The 15,767-nt window shown below is 62.5% G+C and carries 17 protein-coding genes; 6 read left to right on the top strand and 11 right to left on the bottom strand.

The genetic code is table 11. The annotated features are described in order from the left end of the window. Positions 1 to 58: 58 nt before the first annotated feature. The 3 genes from L6D77_RS06320 to L6D77_RS06330 all read left to right on the top strand — a co-directional run bounded on the left by L6D77_RS06320 (position 59) and on the right by L6D77_RS06330 (position 1,507). Complete coding sequence (locus L6D77_RS06320; protein ID WP_232882204.1) at positions 59 to 652, top strand: phosphoheptose isomerase; 594 nt, start codon at positions 59 to 61, stop codon at positions 650 to 652. After that, positions 649 to 1,227, top strand: a complete 579-nt coding sequence (locus L6D77_RS06325; protein ID WP_232882203.1) for a BON domain-containing protein — start codon at positions 649 to 651, stop codon at positions 1,225 to 1,227. Before L6D77_RS06320 ends, L6D77_RS06325 begins: the two co-directional genes overlap by 4 nt. A gap of 61 nt (positions 1,228 to 1,288) precedes the next feature. Then, positions 1,289 to 1,507 carry a YgdI/YgdR family lipoprotein gene (locus L6D77_RS06330; RefSeq protein WP_232882202.1) on the top strand — a complete coding sequence of 73 codons (219 nt, stop codon included), beginning with the start codon at positions 1,289 to 1,291 and terminating at the stop codon, positions 1,505 to 1,507. A gap of 50 nt (positions 1,508 to 1,557) precedes the next feature. On the opposite strand, the gene L6D77_RS06335 is transcribed toward L6D77_RS06330, so the two are convergent. The 7 genes from L6D77_RS06335 to rplM all read right to left on the bottom strand — a co-directional run bounded on the left by L6D77_RS06335 (position 1,558) and on the right by rplM (position 6,425). Further along, on the bottom strand, positions 1,558 to 1,989 hold the full coding sequence (locus L6D77_RS06335) for a ClpXP protease specificity-enhancing factor (RefSeq protein ID WP_232882201.1): 432 nt from the start codon (positions 1,987 to 1,989) through the stop codon (positions 1,558 to 1,560). Positions 1,990 to 2,003: 14 nt separating this feature from the next. After that, on the bottom strand, positions 2,004 to 2,627 hold the full coding sequence (locus L6D77_RS06340) for a glutathione S-transferase N-terminal domain-containing protein (protein ID WP_232882200.1): 624 nt from the start codon (positions 2,625 to 2,627) through the stop codon (positions 2,004 to 2,006). A gap of 117 nt (positions 2,628 to 2,744) precedes the next feature. Continuing rightward, a complete protein-coding gene (locus tag L6D77_RS06345) occupies positions 2,745 to 3,524 on the bottom strand; it encodes a cytochrome c1 (protein WP_232882199.1) in 780 nt (259 codons plus the stop codon). After that, positions 3,524 to 4,735: a cytochrome b gene (locus tag L6D77_RS06350; protein WP_232882198.1), complete on the bottom strand. Its 1,212-nt coding sequence runs from the start codon at positions 4,733 to 4,735 to the stop codon at positions 3,524 to 3,526. Before L6D77_RS06350 ends, L6D77_RS06345 begins: the two co-directional genes overlap by 1 nt. Next, positions 4,735 to 5,328, bottom strand: coding sequence for a ubiquinol-cytochrome c reductase iron-sulfur subunit (petA, locus tag L6D77_RS06355; protein WP_232882197.1), 594 nt, complete (start codon positions 5,326 to 5,328; stop codon positions 4,735 to 4,737). The genes L6D77_RS06350 and petA overlap by 1 nt, the downstream gene beginning before the upstream one ends. A gap of 261 nt (positions 5,329 to 5,589) precedes the next feature. Further along, positions 5,590 to 5,982 (bottom strand): 30S ribosomal protein S9, encoded by a 393-nt coding sequence (rpsI, locus tag L6D77_RS06360; RefSeq protein WP_003260797.1) that lies wholly within the window; start codon positions 5,980 to 5,982, stop codon positions 5,590 to 5,592. Between the two features lie 14 nt (positions 5,983 to 5,996). Beyond that, positions 5,997 to 6,425, bottom strand: coding sequence for a 50S ribosomal protein L13 (rplM, locus tag L6D77_RS06365; RefSeq protein ID WP_003260798.1), 429 nt, complete (start codon positions 6,423 to 6,425; stop codon positions 5,997 to 5,999). A gap of 257 nt (positions 6,426 to 6,682) precedes the next feature. Here rplM and L6D77_RS06370 point away from each other — a divergent pair, with 257 nt between their 5' ends. Next, positions 6,683 to 7,723, top strand: coding sequence for an NADP(H)-dependent aldo-keto reductase (locus tag L6D77_RS06370; RefSeq protein ID WP_232882196.1), 1,041 nt, complete (start codon positions 6,683 to 6,685; stop codon positions 7,721 to 7,723). A gap of 282 nt (positions 7,724 to 8,005) precedes the next feature. Continuing rightward, the gene (locus tag L6D77_RS06375; protein ID WP_178125866.1) at positions 8,006 to 8,902 is read left to right on the top strand and encodes a GlxA family transcriptional regulator; all 897 of its coding nucleotides are present in this window, start codon (positions 8,006 to 8,008) and stop codon (positions 8,900 to 8,902) included. A gap of 112 nt (positions 8,903 to 9,014) precedes the next feature. On the opposite strand, the gene zapE is transcribed toward L6D77_RS06375, so the two are convergent. From zapE to L6D77_RS06390, 3 genes are all read right to left on the bottom strand, one after another. Continuing rightward, complete coding sequence (zapE, locus tag L6D77_RS06380; protein WP_153788242.1) at positions 9,015 to 10,109, bottom strand: cell division protein ZapE; 1,095 nt, start codon at positions 10,107 to 10,109, stop codon at positions 9,015 to 9,017. Positions 10,110 to 10,305: 196 nt separating this feature from the next. Further along, positions 10,306 to 11,655, bottom strand: coding sequence for a tryptophan--tRNA ligase (locus L6D77_RS06385; RefSeq protein WP_232882195.1), 1,350 nt, complete (start codon positions 11,653 to 11,655; stop codon positions 10,306 to 10,308). Between the two features lie 24 nt (positions 11,656 to 11,679). Then, on the bottom strand, positions 11,680 to 12,315 hold the full coding sequence (locus tag L6D77_RS06390) for an alpha/beta hydrolase (protein ID WP_232882194.1): 636 nt from the start codon (positions 12,313 to 12,315) through the stop codon (positions 11,680 to 11,682). Positions 12,316 to 12,450: 135 nt separating this feature from the next. On the opposite strand from L6D77_RS06390, the gene L6D77_RS06395 reads away from it, so the two are divergent. Next, entirely contained in the window at positions 12,451 to 12,888 is a 438-nt protein-coding gene (locus L6D77_RS06395; RefSeq protein WP_110991640.1) for a Z-ring associated ZapG family protein, read from the top strand. 174 nt (positions 12,889 to 13,062) lie between these two features. Here L6D77_RS06395 and mdeB read toward each other — a convergent pair whose 3' ends face one another. Further along, on the bottom strand, positions 13,063 to 15,753 hold the full coding sequence (gene mdeB, locus L6D77_RS06400; RefSeq protein ID WP_373870573.1) for an alpha-ketoglutarate dehydrogenase: 2,691 nt from the start codon (positions 15,751 to 15,753) through the stop codon (positions 13,063 to 13,065). Between the last annotated feature and the right edge of the window lie 14 nt (positions 15,754 to 15,767).

A 15,767-nucleotide genomic window follows, 5' to 3' on the forward strand; every position in this document is an offset into this window, starting at 1 on the left:
TCGCGGGCGGAACCCTGGCGCGCGCCGCGCCGGCCACCGCCCCATTTAAGGTCACCAGATGGACATGCAATCCCGAATTCGCCGGCTGTTCCAAGCCAGCATCGACACCAAGCAACAGGCAATGGACATCCTGGCACCTCACATCGAGCAGGCCAGCCTGGTCATGGTCAACGCCCTGCTCAGCGACGGCAAGATGCTCGCCTGCGGCAACGGCGGCTCGGCCGGCGACGCCCAGCGCTTCTCGTCTGAGCTGCTCAACCGCTTCGAGCGCGAGCGCCCGAGCCTGCCAGCCATTGCCCTGACCACCGACAGCTCGACAATCACCTCGATTGCCAACGACTACAGCTACAACGAAGTTTTTTCCAAGCAGATCCGCGCCCTGGGCCAACCTGGCGACGTGCTGCTAGCGATCTCCACCAGCGGCAACTCGGCCAACGTCATTCAGGCGATCCAGGCCGCACATGATCGCGAAATGATTGTCGTAGCCTTGACCGGCCGTGATGGCGGCGGCATGGCCTCGCTGCTGCTGCCCGAGGACGTGGAGATCCGCGTACCCTCGGCCGTCACTGCACGCATCCAGGAAGTCCACCTGCTGGCGATCCACTGTCTGTGCGACCTGATCGACAGCCAACTGTTCGGGAGTGAAGAATGATCCCCAAGCACCTCGGCCTGATGGCCCTTACCCTGTGCCTGAGCGTCACAGGCTGCAGTTCGGTACTGACCTCGGCGCGCAACTCGCCCATCGAGGATGACCGCGGCACCCGCACCATCGGCAGCAAGATCGACGATTCGTTGATCGAAACCAAGGTTGCGGTGAACATCGCCAAGGCCAACCCGGACCTGGACCAGGGCTCGCATATCGTCGTCAGCAGCTACAACGGCGTTGTCCTGCTTGCCGGCCAGACGCCACGCGCCGACCTCAAGTCGCTGGCCGAGCAGACCGCCGGCCAGGTGCAGCGGGTGAAAAAGGTCCATAACGAGCTGCAGGTGATCCAGCCCTCCTCGATTCTGGCACGCAACAACGACGCCTGGCTGACCACCAAGATCAAGACCCAGATGCTGGGGGATGCCAACGTTCCCGGCTCGCGCATCAAGGTGATCACCGAGAACGGCATCGTCTACCTGCTCGGCCTGGTTACCCAGAAAGAGGCCAACGCTGCCACCAACGTGGTACAGGGCGTCTCGGGCGTGCAGAAGATCGTCAAACTGTTCGAATACATCGACTGACCCCCTTCCGCGAGGACGAACCTGCGCCCTCGCCTTTCAACCCCGATCCAGGAAGTACCCCATGAACAAGTACCTGCTGCCCGCCCTGCTGATTGGCACCTTCGCCACCCTGGCCGGCTGCTCCTCGCCGAGCGTGATCACCCTCAACGACGGCCGCGAACTGCAAACCCTCGACACACCGCACTTCGACCGCGATGCCGGCTTCTACGAGTTCAAACAACTCGACGGCAAGCAGAACCGCGTCAACAAGGACCAGGTGCAGAGCATCAAGGACCTGTAAGCGCAGGCGACAGACACAAAAAAGGCGATCCACCCGGATCGCCTTTTTTGTTACTTGACCACCTTGAGACTGGGGCGGCCGCTCGGGCGCGGCGGCTGGCTGCCACCCTCCGGCGGGCCATCGTCATCCGGCTCGACAGCGTCATCCTGCAGGTCATCTTCATCATCGAGCGGGGGCTCCAGCTCGAAGACCATGCCCTGGCCATTCTCCTGGGCATAGATACCCAGAATCGCGCCAATCGGCATATAGAGCGTGTGAGATACGCCACCAAAGCGCCCATCGAAGCTGACGGCCTCATTATCCATGTGCAGATTGCGCACAGCCTCAGGGGAGATATCCAGAACGATCTGGCCATCCCTGTCGAAGCCCTTGGGCACCTGGACCCCAGTGAAATCGACATTGACCAGCAAATGGGGTGTGCATTCGTTGTCAACGATCCACTCGTACAGCGCGCGAACCAGATAGGGGCGACTGGAGTTCATCAACGGCTCCTCAATTAAACCTTGCGCATTTCACGTTCGGCAGCAGACAGGCTCGCCTGGAAAGGCTCGCGGGCGAACTGTCGCTCCATGTAATCCAGCAGCGGCTTGGCCTGCCGTGGCAATTCGATACCCATCACCGGCAAACGCCAGAGCATGGGCAATAGACAACAGTCGACGAGGCTTTGCTCCTCGCTCATGAAACAGGGCGCCTCGCCAAACAGCGGCGCTACGCCGGTCAGGCTTTCGCGCAGCTCCTTGCGTGCCTGGGTGCGCGCCGCTTCAGTGCTGCGCGGGTCGAGCACGGTATCGGCCAGGGCGCACCAGTCGCGCTGGATGCGATGCATCAGCAACCGGCTGTTGCCACGCGCCACCGGATAAACCGGCATCAGCGGCGGGTGCGGATAACGCTCATCGAGATACTCCATCACCACGGTCGACTCATACAGCGCCAAGTCGCGGTCGACCAGGGTCGGCACGCTGCCGTAGGGGTTCACTTCGACCAGCTTGGGCGGCAGACGATTGGTGTCGACGTCGATGATCTGCACGGTGATGCCTTTCTCGGCGAGCACCAGGCGTACCCGATGAGAGTAATGATCAGCGGGGTCGGAATAGCAGGCTAACCTGTTGGTTGCGCCCATGTAGCGCCTCCTCGCACGGGATGCTTGTAAAACTGCAAATGAAAACGCGCCCGGGGCGCCCCAGCATTGCTGCCAAGGCGCCCCGGGCGCGTTCAACAACCAGAAACTACTGCGTGATCAGTGCACGTCCTTCCAGTATTCGCGCTTGAGCAAGTAGGCGAACACGAAGAAGAAAGCCAGGTACAGCAACACGTAGGTACCGATGCGCTGGCTTTCCAGTTTGACCGGGTTGGCCGAATAGGCCAGGAAGGTCACCAGGTTCTTGACCTTCTCGTCGAACTGCTCGGGCGTCAGGGTACCGGATTTCTCCTCGACGGTCAGCTGGTCGCACGCTTCATGGGTCAGCGGGCTGCCGGTCAGCGGGTCGAACTGCTTCTTGCCGTCGACCACGCTCTGCACCTGCTTGCAGCCGATCACCTGGTTGCCCTGCAGGCCGACCAACACGTTGGGCATGCCCACATTGGGGAAGACCTTGTTGTTCACCCGGTAAGGGCGCGTCGGGTCCTCGTAGAAGCTGCGCAGATAGGTGTACAGCCAGTCATTGCCACGCACCCGGGCCACCAGGGTGAGGTCGGGGGGCGCTGCGCCGAACCAGGTCTTGGCATCGTTTGGCTGCATGCCGATCTTCATGTGGTCACCGATCTTGGCACCGGTGAACACCAGGTTCTCGAGCATCACCTCGTGGGGAATCCCCAGGTCGTCGGCCACCCGCTCATAGCGCTGGAACTTGGCGCTGTGGCAACCCATGCAATAGTTGGCGAAGGTCCGCGCACCGTCCTGCAGGGCGGCTTTGTCAGTGAGGTCGACGTCGACCTTGTCCAGTTCCAGGCTGTGCTCGGCGGCGAACGAAAGGCCAGGCATCAGTGCCAGCAAACATACTGCAATCAACTTTTTCATCAGCCAGTCACCCTTTCCGGAACCGGTTTGGTCTTCTCGAGCCTTGTGTAGAACGGCATCAGCAGGAAGTAGGCGAAGTACAGCACCGTACACACCTGCGACAGCAAGGTACGCCCCGGAGTCGGCGCCAGCACGCCCAGCACGCCGAGGATGACAAAGGCCACGCAGAACACCAGCAGCCAGACCTTGCTCAGCCAACCCTTGTAGCGCATGGAGCGCACCGGGCTGCGGTCAAGCCAGGGCAACACGAACAGCACGGCGATCGCGGCGCCCATGGCGATCACCCCGAACAGCTTGTCGGGCACCGCACGCAAGATCGCGTAGAACGGCGTGAAGTACCACACCGGGGCGATATGCTCAGGGGTCTTGAAGGCGTTGGCCTGCTCGAAGTTCGGTTTTTCCAGGAAGTAGCCACCCATTTCCGGGAAGAAGAACACGACGGCGCAGAACACGAAGAGGAACACCACTACGCCCGCAATGTCTTTGACGGTGTAGTACGGGTGGAAGGGAATGCCGTCCAGCGGGACGCCGTTCTCGTCCTTTTTCTTCTTGATGTCGACGCCATCAGGGTTGTTCGAACCCACTTCGTGCAAGGCCAGAATGTGCAGCACGACCAGGCCGAGAATCACGATCGGCAAGGCCACCACATGCAAGGCGAAGAAGCGGTTCAAGGTGATGCCCGAGATCAGGTAGTCACCACGGATCCACTGGGTGAGGTCACCACCGATTACCGGGATCGCACCGAACAACGAAATGATCACCTGAGCACCCCAGTACGACATCTGGCCCCACGGCAGCAGGTAGCCCATGAAGGCCTCGGCCATCAGCGCCAGGTAGATCAGCATGCCGAACAGCCAGACCAACTCGCGAGGCTTCTGGTAGGAGCCGTAAAGCAGGCCGCGGAACATGTGCAGGTAAACCACGATGAAGAACGCCGAGGCGCCGGTGGAGTGCAGATAGCGCAGGATCCAGCCGTACTCGACATCACGCATGATGTATTCGACCGAGGCGAAAGCCTCTTCCGCCGAGGGGGTGAAACTCATGGTCAGCCATACGCCGGTAACGATCTGGTTGACCAGCACCAACAGCGCCAGCGAGCCGAAGAAATACAGGAAGTTGAAGTTCTTGGGCGCGTAATACTTGCTCAGATGGTCTTCCCACATCTTCGTGGCGGGGAAGCGCGCATCGATCCACTCCATGAACTTGCTCATCATGCTTTCTCCTGATCGACGCCGATGACGACAAGGTCGTCCGACTCGTACGAGTGCGGTGGCACTGGCAGGTTCAGAGGCGCCGGCTGGGATTTGTAGACACGACCAGCCAGGTCATAGTGCGAACCGTGGCAAGGGCAGAAATAGCCACCCACCCACTTCGGCCCCAGGTCGGCCGGGGCAACTTCGGGACGGAACGTCGGCGAGCAGCCCAGGTGGGTACACAAGCCAACCAGAATGAGGATTTCGGGCTTGATCGCGCGGTTCTGCGGATCGACGTAGGCGGGTTGCACCGACGCCTTGGATTCAGGGTCGGAGAGCTCGGCGGTGAGCTTTTTAAGGTTGCCGAGGATCTCGTCCGTGCGGCGCACGATGAAGACCGGCTGACCACGCCATTCAGCCACCATTTGCTGGCCTGGCTCGACCTTGGCGATATTGACCTTCACCGGTGCCCCTGCGGCTTTCGCCTTGGCACTGGGAAACCATGACCCCACGAACGGTACCGCTGCCCCCACTGCCCCCGCTGCCCCGACCACGGATGTCGCGGCTACGAGGAAGCGGCGCCGGCCTGCGTTGACGCCGTCATTGCTCATTCAGTCCTCTCCCATCAGCTTGCTTGGCCTGTTTGAACAGGCATCTACTTAGGTACGTCTGTGGCACTAAAAATTGGCCGTCATGGTAAGAAACAAATCCACACACTGACAAGGTGATTACCCGCTCGTCGGGCTACAACCCTCGCTTTGCTTGATCTGCGTCTATACGACAAGTGCCCACCGACTGCTGACAGGTTAGTTCAAGCCATAAAAAAAGCCCGGTTCCAAAGGAACCGGGCTTCTTCGACTGCCGAAGCGAAATTAACGCTTGGAGTACTGAGGACGCTTACGCGCTTTACGCAGACCCACTTTCTTACGCTCGACTTCACGAGCGTCGCGGGTGACGTAGCCAGCACGACGCAGAGCGCCACGCAGGGTTTCGTCGTATTCCATCAGGGCGCGGGTGATACCGTGGCGGATCGCACCGGCCTGACCGCTGACACCACCACCGGAAACGGTGACGTAGATGTCGAACTTCTCAACGGTCTCGGTCAGTTCCAGCGGCTGGCGAACAACCATGCGAGCGGTTTCGCGGCCGAAGAACACGTCCAGGGAACGGTTGTTGATGGAGATGTTACCGGTACCAGGACGCAGGAAAACGCGAGCGGTTGCGGTCTTGCGACGGCCAGTGCCGTAGTTTTGAGTCGCCGACATAATGAACTATCCCGTTAGATCTTCAGTTCTTGAGGCTGCTGAGCAGTGTGAGGGTGAGCAGCACCCGCGTACACTTTCAGCTTGCGGTACATGTCGCGACCCAGCGGGTTCTTCGGCAGCATGCCTTTGACCGCGGTTTCGATGACACGCTCAGGGGCCTTGGCGATCAACTTCTCGAAGTTGATTTCCTTGATACCGCCCGGGAAGCCGGAGTGGGAGTAGTACATCTTGTCGGAAGACTTGGCACCAGTCACACGAACCTGCTCGGCGTTGATGACGACGATGTAGTCGCCGGTGTCAACGTGAGGGGTGTATTCTGGCTTGTGCTTGCCACGCAGGCGGCTAGCGATTTCGGTAGCCAGACGACCCAGGGTCTGACCAGCGGCGTCGACTACGAACCACTCGCGCTTTACTGTTTCCGGTTTAGCAGTAAAAGTTTTCATTCTCTAAAGCCTCAGAGGCCGCCCAGCGAAAAATAGACGGCGAATCTTACTGGATAGTGCACAGCTTGCCAAGGGCAAACGCGCAGCCGAACGCTGACGCTTTTGGGGGCTCGGGTCGGGCACGCCAATGTTCGACAAAGGTTCTTCATTCGTGGTGGTGCATCACTTCCGCCACGCGAAGAGCTGCAGAATTATCCAGATTGCGCGAAAAATTTCAACCTGCTTTTATGGGCTTCTTTGCCTGGAGCGTCCTTTCGATGGAATACCGCAAGCTCGGTCGTAGCGACCTCAACGTCAGCGCCCTTTGCCTGGGCACCATGACCTGGGGCGAGCAGAACACCCAGGATGACGCCTTCGCCCAGATCAGGCTGGCCAAGGCCGCCGGCATCAACTTCATCGACACCGCCGAGATGTACCCGGTGCCGCCGCGCCCGGAAACCTACGCCGCCACCGAACGCATCATCGGCAACTGGTTCGCCAAGCATGGCGACCGCGACGACTGGCTGCTGGCCAGCAAGGTTGCCGGCCCCGGCAACGGCATCAGCCACATCCGCGACGGCCAGCTCAAGCACAACCGCCAGCACATCGTTGCCGCGCTCGATGCAAGCCTTGCGCGCCTGCAGACCGACCGCATCGACCTGTACCAACTGCACTGGCCCGAACGCAGCACCAACTTCTTCGGCAAGCTGGGTTACCAGCACCTGCCCAACGACATGTTCACGCCACTCGAAGAAACCCTCGAAGTGCTCGACGAGCAGGTGAGCGCTGGCAAGATCCGCCATATCGGCCTGTCCAACGAAACCCCGTGGGGCACCATGAAGTTCCTGCAACTGGCCGAGGCCCGTGGCTGGCCGCGGGCGGTGTCGATCCAGAATCCCTACAACCTGCTCAACCGCAGCTTCGAAGTGGGCCTGGCGGAAGTGGCGATCCGCGAACAGTGCGGCCTGCTGGCCTATTCGCCGCTGGCGTTTGGCATGCTCTCGGGCAAGTACGAAAATGGCGCCCTTCCGGATAACGCCCGCCTGACCCTGTTCAGCCGCTTCGCCCGCTACTCCAACCCGCAGACCGTGGCGGCCTGCAGCCGCTATGTGCAGCTGGCCCGCGACCACGGCCTGGACCCGGCGCAGATGGCCCTGGCGTTCGTCACCCGGCAGCCGTTCGTGACCAGCAACATCATCGGCGCCACCTCGGTGGAGCAACTGCAGAGCAACATCGACAGCCAGGGCCTCAACCTGAGTGATGAACTGCTGGCGGCAATCGAGGCAATTCATCAGGAGCAGCCGAATCCGGCGCCTTGAGCCGAAACGAGTGCTGGCTTCTTCGCGGCTGAAGCCGCACCCACAGGGTTCTGCACTCTCCCTGTGGGAGCGGCTTTAGCCGCGAAACAGGCGCCACGATGCATCGGGGTAGACACAATCGCCAAAAAATAAGACGATCCAGCCGGTGATTGACCACTCTACCCTATAAGAACAATGACAATGATGTTTACCCAACCCCCCGCGTCGCTGCGGCGCGTCAGCATCCTGGCCATTGATAAAGTGTTCGCTTCGACACTGATGCAGGCCAAGGACTTCTTCCACCTGGCCAGCCTGCGCTACAGCAAGCAACTGGGCCTCGGCCTGCAGCCGATGTTCGAGATCGCCCTGGTGAGCCCGGACGGCCTGCCCGTGGACAGTTTCAGCAATGTGCAGCTGCCGGTCGACAGCGGCCTGAACGATGCCGATGTGATCATCCTCCCGGCCTTCTGGGACGACTTCGACAACCTGCTGCAACGCTACCCCCAGGTCCTGCCCTGGCTGCGCGCGCAACACGCCCGCGGCGCAGTGCTGTGTGCCGAGGCCAGCGGTGTGTTCTGGCTGGCCGAGTCCGGGCTGCTGGACGGCAAGGAAGCGACCACCTACTGGCGGTTCTTCGGCAGCTTCGAGGAGCGCTTCCCCAAGGTACGGCTGAACCAGGACAAGCACCTGACCGACGCCGACAACCTCTACTGCGCCGGCGGCACCACCTCGGCCTGCGACCTGTACATCTACCTGATCGAACGCTTCTGCGGCGCCAACGTGGCCCGTGCAGTGGCCCGCGACATCCTCTACGAAGTGCAGCGCAGCTATACGCCCGGGCGCATGGGCTTTGGCGGGCAGAAACTGCACCAGGACCTGATCATCCTGCAGATCCAGCACTGGCTCGAAGAGCACTTCGCCGACAAGTTCCGTTTCGAGGACGTGGCCCGCAACCACGGCATGAGCATTCGCAACTTCATGCGCCGCTTCCAGAGCGCCACCGGTGACAAGCCGCTGCACTACCTGCAGCGCCTGCGCATCGAGACGGCCAAGGGCCTGCTGTCGAGCTCGCGCAAGAGCATCAAGACCATCAGCTACGAGGTGGGGTACGACGACGCGAGCTTCTTCGCACGGCTGTTCCGCCAGCACACCGAACTGTCGCCGAACCAGTATCGCCAGCAGTTCATGCAGGAGGCCTGAAAGGCCTCCCAGCTACAAGCCTCAAGCTACAAGCCACAAGAAAAAGCCAGAGCAGTACACGAACTGCTCTGGCTTTTTCTTGTGGCTTGCAGCTAGAAGCTCGCAGCTGCCGTCAAGGCTTGTGCGCGCGCGCCAGGAACTCGTGGGACTGCATCTCCAGCAAGCGGCTCAGGGTGCGCTGGAACTCGAAGCTCAAGCGCCCGCCGGTGTACAGGTCCTTCAGCTCCACCTCGGCCGAGATGATCAGCTTCACGTTGCGGTCGTAGAACTCGTCGACCATGTTGATGAAGCGCCGGGCGATGTCATCGGTGGCCACGCCCATCTGCTCGACATTGCTCAGCAGCACGGCATGGAAGATCTTGCCCAGCTCGATGTAGTCGTTCTGGCTGCGCGGGCCGTCGCACAGGGCGCGGAAGTCGAACCAGGCCACATCGTCGCAGGTACGCAGGGCAGTGATCGGGCGGTTCTCGATCATCAACACGTCGTTTTCGACCGCCTGGGTGCACTCCGGCGTCAGCGCCTTGAAGCTGGCGCGCAGGCTTTGGTGGGCGGCATCGTTGAGCGGGTAGTGGAACAGCTCGGCCTGTTCCAGGTGGCGCAGGCGATAATCCACACCGCTGTCGACGTTCACCACATCGGTGTACTGCTTGATCATGGCGATGGCCGGCAGGAAGCGCGCACGCTGCAAGCCGTCCTTGTACAGGCCGTCCGGCACGATGTTGGAAGTGGCCACCAGCGACACGCCGTTCTTGAACAGCTCTTCCATCAGCGTGCCGAGGATCATCGCATCGGTGATGTCGGAGACGAAGAATTCGTCGAAGCAGATCACCCGGGCTTCATCGCTGAAGCGCTTGGCGATGATGGTCAGCGGGTTCTTCTCGCCCTTGAGGGTCTTCATTTCCTCATGCACACGCTTCATGAAGCGGTGGAAGTGCGTGCGCATCTTCTGCTTGAACGGCAGCGCCTCGTAGAAGGTGTCGACCAGGTAGGTCTTGCCTCGCCCTACCCCGCCCCAGAAATACAGGCCCTTGACCGGGGTCTGCTCCTTCTTGCCGAACAGCTTGCCGAACATGCCCGGCTTGTTGTTCTGCGCCTGTACCAGGTCGTCGTACAGACGCTGCAGGTGACGCACCGCAGTTTCCTGCGCCGCGTCATGGAAGAAGTCGGGGCGTTTCAGATCGGCTTGATAGCGTTCTAAGGGAGTCATAATTCGTTAGCGAGGCAACAAAAAACGGGCCGTCACTGTAGCGACCGGCCCGCTTAATGGCAATGATACATACGGCCATTGTCCGCCTGCATGCATTCGCTGTGGGAGCGGGCTTGCCCGCGAACACTGGCGAAGCCGGTGCCAAGCACCGCGCCACATGCTTCGCGGGCACGCCCGCTCCCACAGTCTATGTGCCTCAGTCCTGTTGCGGCGCAAGGGCCTCACGCAGGCTCTGGACCGCCGCATCACGGGCCTCGGCGCTGTCGAACTGCGGCCCCTCGGCCACTTGCTCGCCTTCCAGCCACAGCGCAAAGCCCAGGCCTTCAACCCGCACATCCGCCTCGCCGCCCTGCTGCAGTTGCTTGCTCACCGCACCGGCGCTCTTGCCATCGGCAAAGCTGCGCGACAGCAGCAGTTGCTCGCCGTCGGCGGCCAGCAGGCGGAAGCGGAAGCTGCCGTCTTCGTCGCGGAAGCTGACGAAACGCGCGCTCTTGGCGGCTTTTTTCTTCACTTCGGCGTTGGCCTGCACGCTGGTGCGGAACGAACGCAGGCCCACCGCCTCGCGCAGCTGCTCGAGGAACGGCGTGGCGCTCTTGCGTGCCTTGGCGGCACCGGCCAGCAGGATGTCTTCCAGGTCGGACGGGCGCGAGATCAACTGGTGATAGTGATCGCGTTTCTCGGCCAGCTGGCCGTCAAGCAGCTGGAACAGGCGCTGCTTGGCCTCGCCCCAGCCCAGCCCCTGCAGCAGCTCTTCGCGGAACTCGGCGCATTGCGCCGGCGTCGAGAAGGCCTGGAACAGGGTGAACAGGTGCGAATTGTCCGGGTCCTTGGCTTCGCCCGGGGCGCGCGAGTCGGTAACGATGCGCGAGATCGCGTCCTTCATGTCCTTGGCGCTGGTGAACAGCGGGATGGTGTTGTCGTAGCTCTTGGACATCTTGCGCCCGTCCAGGCCCGGCAACGTGGCCACGCTTTCCTCGATCACCGCTTCCGGCAGGGTGAAGAAGTCCTTGCCCTGGCCGAACAGGTGGTTGAAGCGCTGGCCGATGTCGCGGGCCATCTCCACGTGCTGGATCTGGTCGCGCCCCACCGGCACCTTGTGCGCGTTGAACATCAGGATGTCAGCGGCCATCAGCACCGGGTAGCTGAACAGGCCCATGGTCACGCCGGCGTCCGGGTCTTCACCGTTTTCGACGTTCTTGTCCACCGACGCCTTGTAGGCGTGGGCGCGGTTGAGCAGGCCCTTGGCGGCAACGCAGGTCAGCAGCCAGGTCAGCTCGGGGATCTCGGGGATGTCGGACTGACGGTAGAAGGTCACTTTGTCCGGGTCCAGGCCGCCCGCCAGCCAGGTGGCGGCAATCTCCAGGCGCGAACGCTGGATGCGCAGCGGATCGTCGCACTTGATCAGGGCGTGGTAGTCGGCCAGGAAGTAGAACGAGTCGGCACCTGGCTGCTGGCTGGCGAGGATCGCCGGGCGGATGGCGCCGGCGTAGTTGCCCAGGTGCGGGGTGCCGGTGGTGGTGATACCGGTGAGGATGCGCGTAGTCATGGGTGTTCGCTTGTTCAGGCTTGCTCAGTTCGAAAGGCGCGGCAGCAGCAGATCCTTCAGATCGGTCAGCTTGCCATGGAAGAAGTGTCCGCATTCTGCCACTTTCAGCAGCTCATGGGGGCGCGACAGGGCGGCGGACCAGTCGTAGACCAGCTGCGGCTCGACCACTTCGTCGGTGTCCGGTTGCACGACCGTCAGCGCAACCTGCTGTGCCAGCGGGAATTGCTCGGTAAGGCGCATCACCGCCGGGGCGATCATGAACAGTTGCTGCAACGCCACCCCTTCGGCCTCCAGGCGCCCGGCCAGGCTGGCGGCAACAAAGCCACCGAAGGAGAAGCCCATCAGCACCAGCGGCAGCTCGGGATGTTGCGCCCGCAGCCAGGCCGCCACCGCTTCGGCGTCGGCCACTTCACCGGCGCCCATGTCATGGCTGCCGGCGCTCTGGCCAACGCCACGGTAGTTGAAACGCAGGGTGACGTAGCCGGCGTCGCGGGCGGTGCGTTGCAGGGTCGAGACCACCTTGTTGAGCATGGTGCCGCCCTGGACCGGGTTGGGGTGGCAGATCAGCACCGCGCCACGGGCATCGGCCACGTCCAGGTACAAGGCTTCCAGCTGGCCGCACGGGCCATCGATGAACAAGGGTGTTTCGCGGATAAGCAAGGCACTACTCCGTGACCTCAGGGAGGGTCGACTCGTCTAGCAAAGGAATTCTGTTCTGATTTGCGATCGCTCGCGGTATACAGCGCAGGTCTGAGCCGTTAACGTAAAGCAAAGCCGTTTATAGAGGAAGGACTCGTGGAACACTCGCTCCTTGTTTGGTTGCTGCCGACCCTGGCCCTGGTCATCGGTGTCGTTGCAGGTTTCGCGCTGGCCCGCCTGCTGCCCAATGCGGCGCCCAGCAATACACAACGCCAGCTGGATGACATCCAGCAGCGTTTCGACACCTACCAGAACGAAGTGGTCACCCACTTCAACAGCACCGCCTCGCTGGTGCAGAAGCTCACGCAAAGCTACCAGGACGTGCAGGATCACCTGGCCGACGGCGCCAACCGCCTGGCCCTCGACGAGCTGACCCGCCAGCGCCTGCTGGCTGCCCTGCATTCGGAAGCGGCGCAAGCACCACGCGACCGCCTGACCCCGCCGAAAGACACCGCCGAAGTGCCGCGTGACTATGCGCCCAAGGCACCGAACTCGCCCGGTATGCTGGATGAGAGCTACGGCTTGAAGCGTTGATCGAATGACATGAAGAAGGCCTCGAGAGAGGCCTTTTTTGTGGGCGTGGTTTACTGGCCTCATCGCCGGCAAGTCGCAGCGGCGAACCGCGGCTCCCACAGGGGAAAGGAGATCTCTGTGGGAGCCGGCTTGCCGGCGATGAGGCCAATACAGGCAAAGGCAATTCAAAGCCAGTCATCGATACCAGGCTGCACCTTCATCCTCGATGCCATACCTTGCCCTGGCCTGTGCCAACACTTCTTTCGGCAACCGCCCCTGCCGCACCAGCCCATACAACGCCGCCATCACCACCGCAAACCGGTCCACCTCGAAGAACCGCCGCAGCTGCTGACGGGTATCGCTGCGGCCGAAGCCATCGGTGCCCAGGGTGATGTAAGGCGCATCGACGTACTCAGCGATCAGTTGCGGCCAGGCGCGCACATAGTCACTGGCGGCGATCACCGGCGCATCGCCTTCGAGGCAGCGCCGCACATGGCTGTCCTCTACCCCTCCGTCTATCGCGGCCCGGCGCTGATCCCTGGCCTCCCGCGCCAACTCACTGAAGCTGGTGACACTGAACACCTCGCTGTCGACCTGCCATTCGGTCGCCAGCAGTTCACTGGCGGCGATCACTTCGCGCAGGATCGTCCCCGAACCCAGCAGCCGCACCTGGGCACGCGGCTTCAATGACTGCTGCCGCGCGTGCAGGTACATGCCACGCAACACATCGGCGTGTACACCTGGCGGTAGCGACGGCTGTGGATAGTTTTCGTTCATCACCGCCACGTAATGGAACTCGTCGCACTGCTCCACCAGCATGCGCCGCGCGGCATGGTCGAGGATCACCGCCAGCTCCCCGGCGAAGCACGGGTCCCAGGCCCGGCAGTTGGGCACCATCGAAGCCATGACCAGGCTCGAGCCATCCTGGTGCTGCAACCCTTCCCCGCCGAGCGTGGTGCGCCCGGCAGTAGCGCCCAGCAACAGGCCACGGGCGCGCTGGTCGGCGGCAGCCCAGATCAGGTCGCCGACACGCTGGAAACCGAACATCGAGTAATAGATGTACACCGGCAGCATCGGCTCGCCGTGTACCGCATAGGAAGTGGCGGCCGCGACCCATGACGAGATCGCCCCGGCCTCGGTGATGCCCTCTTCCAGCAACTGGCCGTCGCGCGCCTCCTTGTACGTCAGCAGCGAGCCGGCATCCTCGGGCTCGTAGCGCTGCCCCGCCGGTGAGTAGATACCGATCTGGCGGAACAGGCTGGCCATGCCGAAGGTTCGCGCCTCATCGGCGACGATCGGCACCACCCGCGGCCCCAGCCCCGGCGCCTTGAGCCAGTGGCCGAGCAGGCGCACGGCGGCCATGGTGGTGGACATTTCCTTGCCGTCGGCGTGCAAGGCGAAACCTGCGAAGGCATCGAGCGCCGGCAGTGGCAACGTGGCGCAGTCGCTGCGCCGCACCGGCAAAGGGCCGCCAAGGGCCTCACGGCGCTGACGCAGATAAACCATCTCCGCGCTGTCCTCGGCCGGGCGATAGAAGCGCAGTTGCTCCACCGCCTCGTCCGACAGCGGCAAGTGGAAACGATCGCGAAAGGCCAACAGCGCCTGTACATCGAGTTTCTTGGCCTGGTGTGCGGTCATCCGCGACTCACCGGCGCTGCTCATGCCATAGCCTTTCTTGGTCTTGGCCAGGATCACCGTCGGCCGGCCCTTGCACGCCTTGGCGGCGGCATAGGCCGCGTGCAGCTTGCGAAAATCATGGCCACCGCGCTTGAGGGCGTTGATCTCCTCACTGCTCATATGCGCCACCAGGCGCTGCAGGGCCGGCTCCTGGTTGAAGAAATGCTCCAGGTTATAGCTGCCATCCTTGGCGCCCAGGGTCTGGAACTGGCCATCGGGTGTCGCTGCCAGCTGGCGCAGCAACGCGTGCTCGTGGTCGCGGGCGAACAGTGCGTCCCACTCCGAGCCCCACAGCACCTTGATCACATTCCAGCCGGCACCGCTGAACAGCGCTTCCAGCTCCTGGACGATCTGGCCGTTGCCACGCACCGGCCCATCCAGCCGTTGCAGGTTGCAGTTGACGATGAAGGTCAGGTTGTCCAGCCCTTCGCGGGCGGCCAGGGTCAGGCCGGCGATGGACTCCGGCTCGTCCATCTCGCCATCGCCGAACACGCCCCACACATGCCGGGCCGAGGTGTCCAGCAGGCCGCGATGCTGCAGGTAGCGCATGAAGCGCGCCTGGTAGATCGCACTGAGCGGGCCGATGCCCATGGAGCCGGTGGGGAACTGCCAGAAGTCGGGCATCAGCCAGGGGTGTGGATAAGAACACAGGCCATTGCCCGCGACTTCCTGGCGGTAGTTGGCCAGTTGCTGTTCGCTCAAACGCCCTTCGAGAAACGCCCGGGCATAAATGCCCGGCGCCGAATGCGGCTGGAAGAACACCAGGTCGCCCGTGCGCCCCTCGCCGCCGCTTTCGCCACGAAAGAAGTACTGAAAGCCGACCTCGAAGATCTCTGCCGCCGAGGCGTAGCTGGCGATATGCCCGCCCAGCTCGCCATAGGCATGGTTGGCCCGCACCACCATCGCCAGGGCGTTCCAACGCAGGATACCGGTGATCCGCTCGTCCAGCTCCAGGTCGCCGGGGTAGGCCCCCTGCTGCTCCACCGGCAAGGTATTGCGGTAGGCGGAAAACGCCTGGGCCTCGCGCTCCAGGCCCAGCTCCAAGGCATGGGCCTGCAGGCGCTGCAGCAGGTAGCGCGCCCGCGCCGGGCCGCAATGGGCCAGGCTGGACTCAAGGGCCTGGCACCATTCGGCGGTTTCCGCCGGGTCACTGTCCAACGCGGCATCCTGGGCCGTAAACGGCGCGTTCGGGTTCATCATCGCTACCATCGCGCAAGCCTCTT

It is taken from the genome of Pseudomonas parasichuanensis (genome assembly GCF_021601385.1).
GTDB classification, from domain to species: domain Bacteria; phylum Pseudomonadota; class Gammaproteobacteria; order Pseudomonadales; family Pseudomonadaceae; genus Aquipseudomonas; species Aquipseudomonas parasichuanensis.

Coding starts and splice junctions, on each gene's coding strand:
- L6D77_RS06320 (WP_232882204.1), top strand. CDS start 59: ATGGACATGCAATCCCGAATTCGCCGGCTGTTCCAAGCCAGCATCGAC.
- L6D77_RS06325 (WP_232882203.1), top strand. CDS start 649: ATGATCCCCAAGCACCTCGGCCTGATGGCCCTTACCCTGTGCCTGAGC.
- L6D77_RS06330 (WP_232882202.1), top strand. CDS start 1,289: ATGAACAAGTACCTGCTGCCCGCCCTGCTGATTGGCACCTTCGCCACC.
- L6D77_RS06335 (WP_232882201.1), bottom strand. CDS start 1,989: ATGAACTCCAGTCGCCCCTATCTGGTTCGCGCGCTGTACGAGTGGATC.
- L6D77_RS06340 (WP_232882200.1), bottom strand. CDS start 2,627: ATGGGCGCAACCAACAGGTTAGCCTGCTATTCCGACCCCGCTGATCAT.
- L6D77_RS06345 (WP_232882199.1), bottom strand. CDS start 3,524: ATGAAAAAGTTGATTGCAGTATGTTTGCTGGCACTGATGCCTGGCCTT.
- L6D77_RS06350 (WP_232882198.1), bottom strand. CDS start 4,735: ATGAGCAAGTTCATGGAGTGGATCGATGCGCGCTTCCCCGCCACGAAG.
- petA (WP_232882197.1), bottom strand. CDS start 5,328: ATGAGCAATGACGGCGTCAACGCAGGCCGGCGCCGCTTCCTCGTAGCC.
- rpsI (WP_003260797.1), bottom strand. CDS start 5,982: ATGTCGGCGACTCAAAACTACGGCACTGGCCGTCGCAAGACCGCAACC.
- rplM (WP_003260798.1), bottom strand. CDS start 6,425: ATGAAAACTTTTACTGCTAAACCGGAAACAGTAAAGCGCGAGTGGTTC.
- L6D77_RS06370 (WP_232882196.1), top strand. CDS start 6,683: ATGGAATACCGCAAGCTCGGTCGTAGCGACCTCAACGTCAGCGCCCTT.
- zapE (WP_153788242.1), bottom strand. CDS start 10,109: ATGACTCCCTTAGAACGCTATCAAGCCGATCTGAAACGCCCCGACTTC.
- L6D77_RS06385 (WP_232882195.1), bottom strand. CDS start 11,655: ATGACTACGCGCATCCTCACCGGTATCACCACCACCGGCACCCCGCAC.
- mdeB (WP_373870573.1), bottom strand. CDS start 15,753: ATGGTAGCGATGATGAACCCGAACGCGCCGTTTACGGCCCAGGATGCC.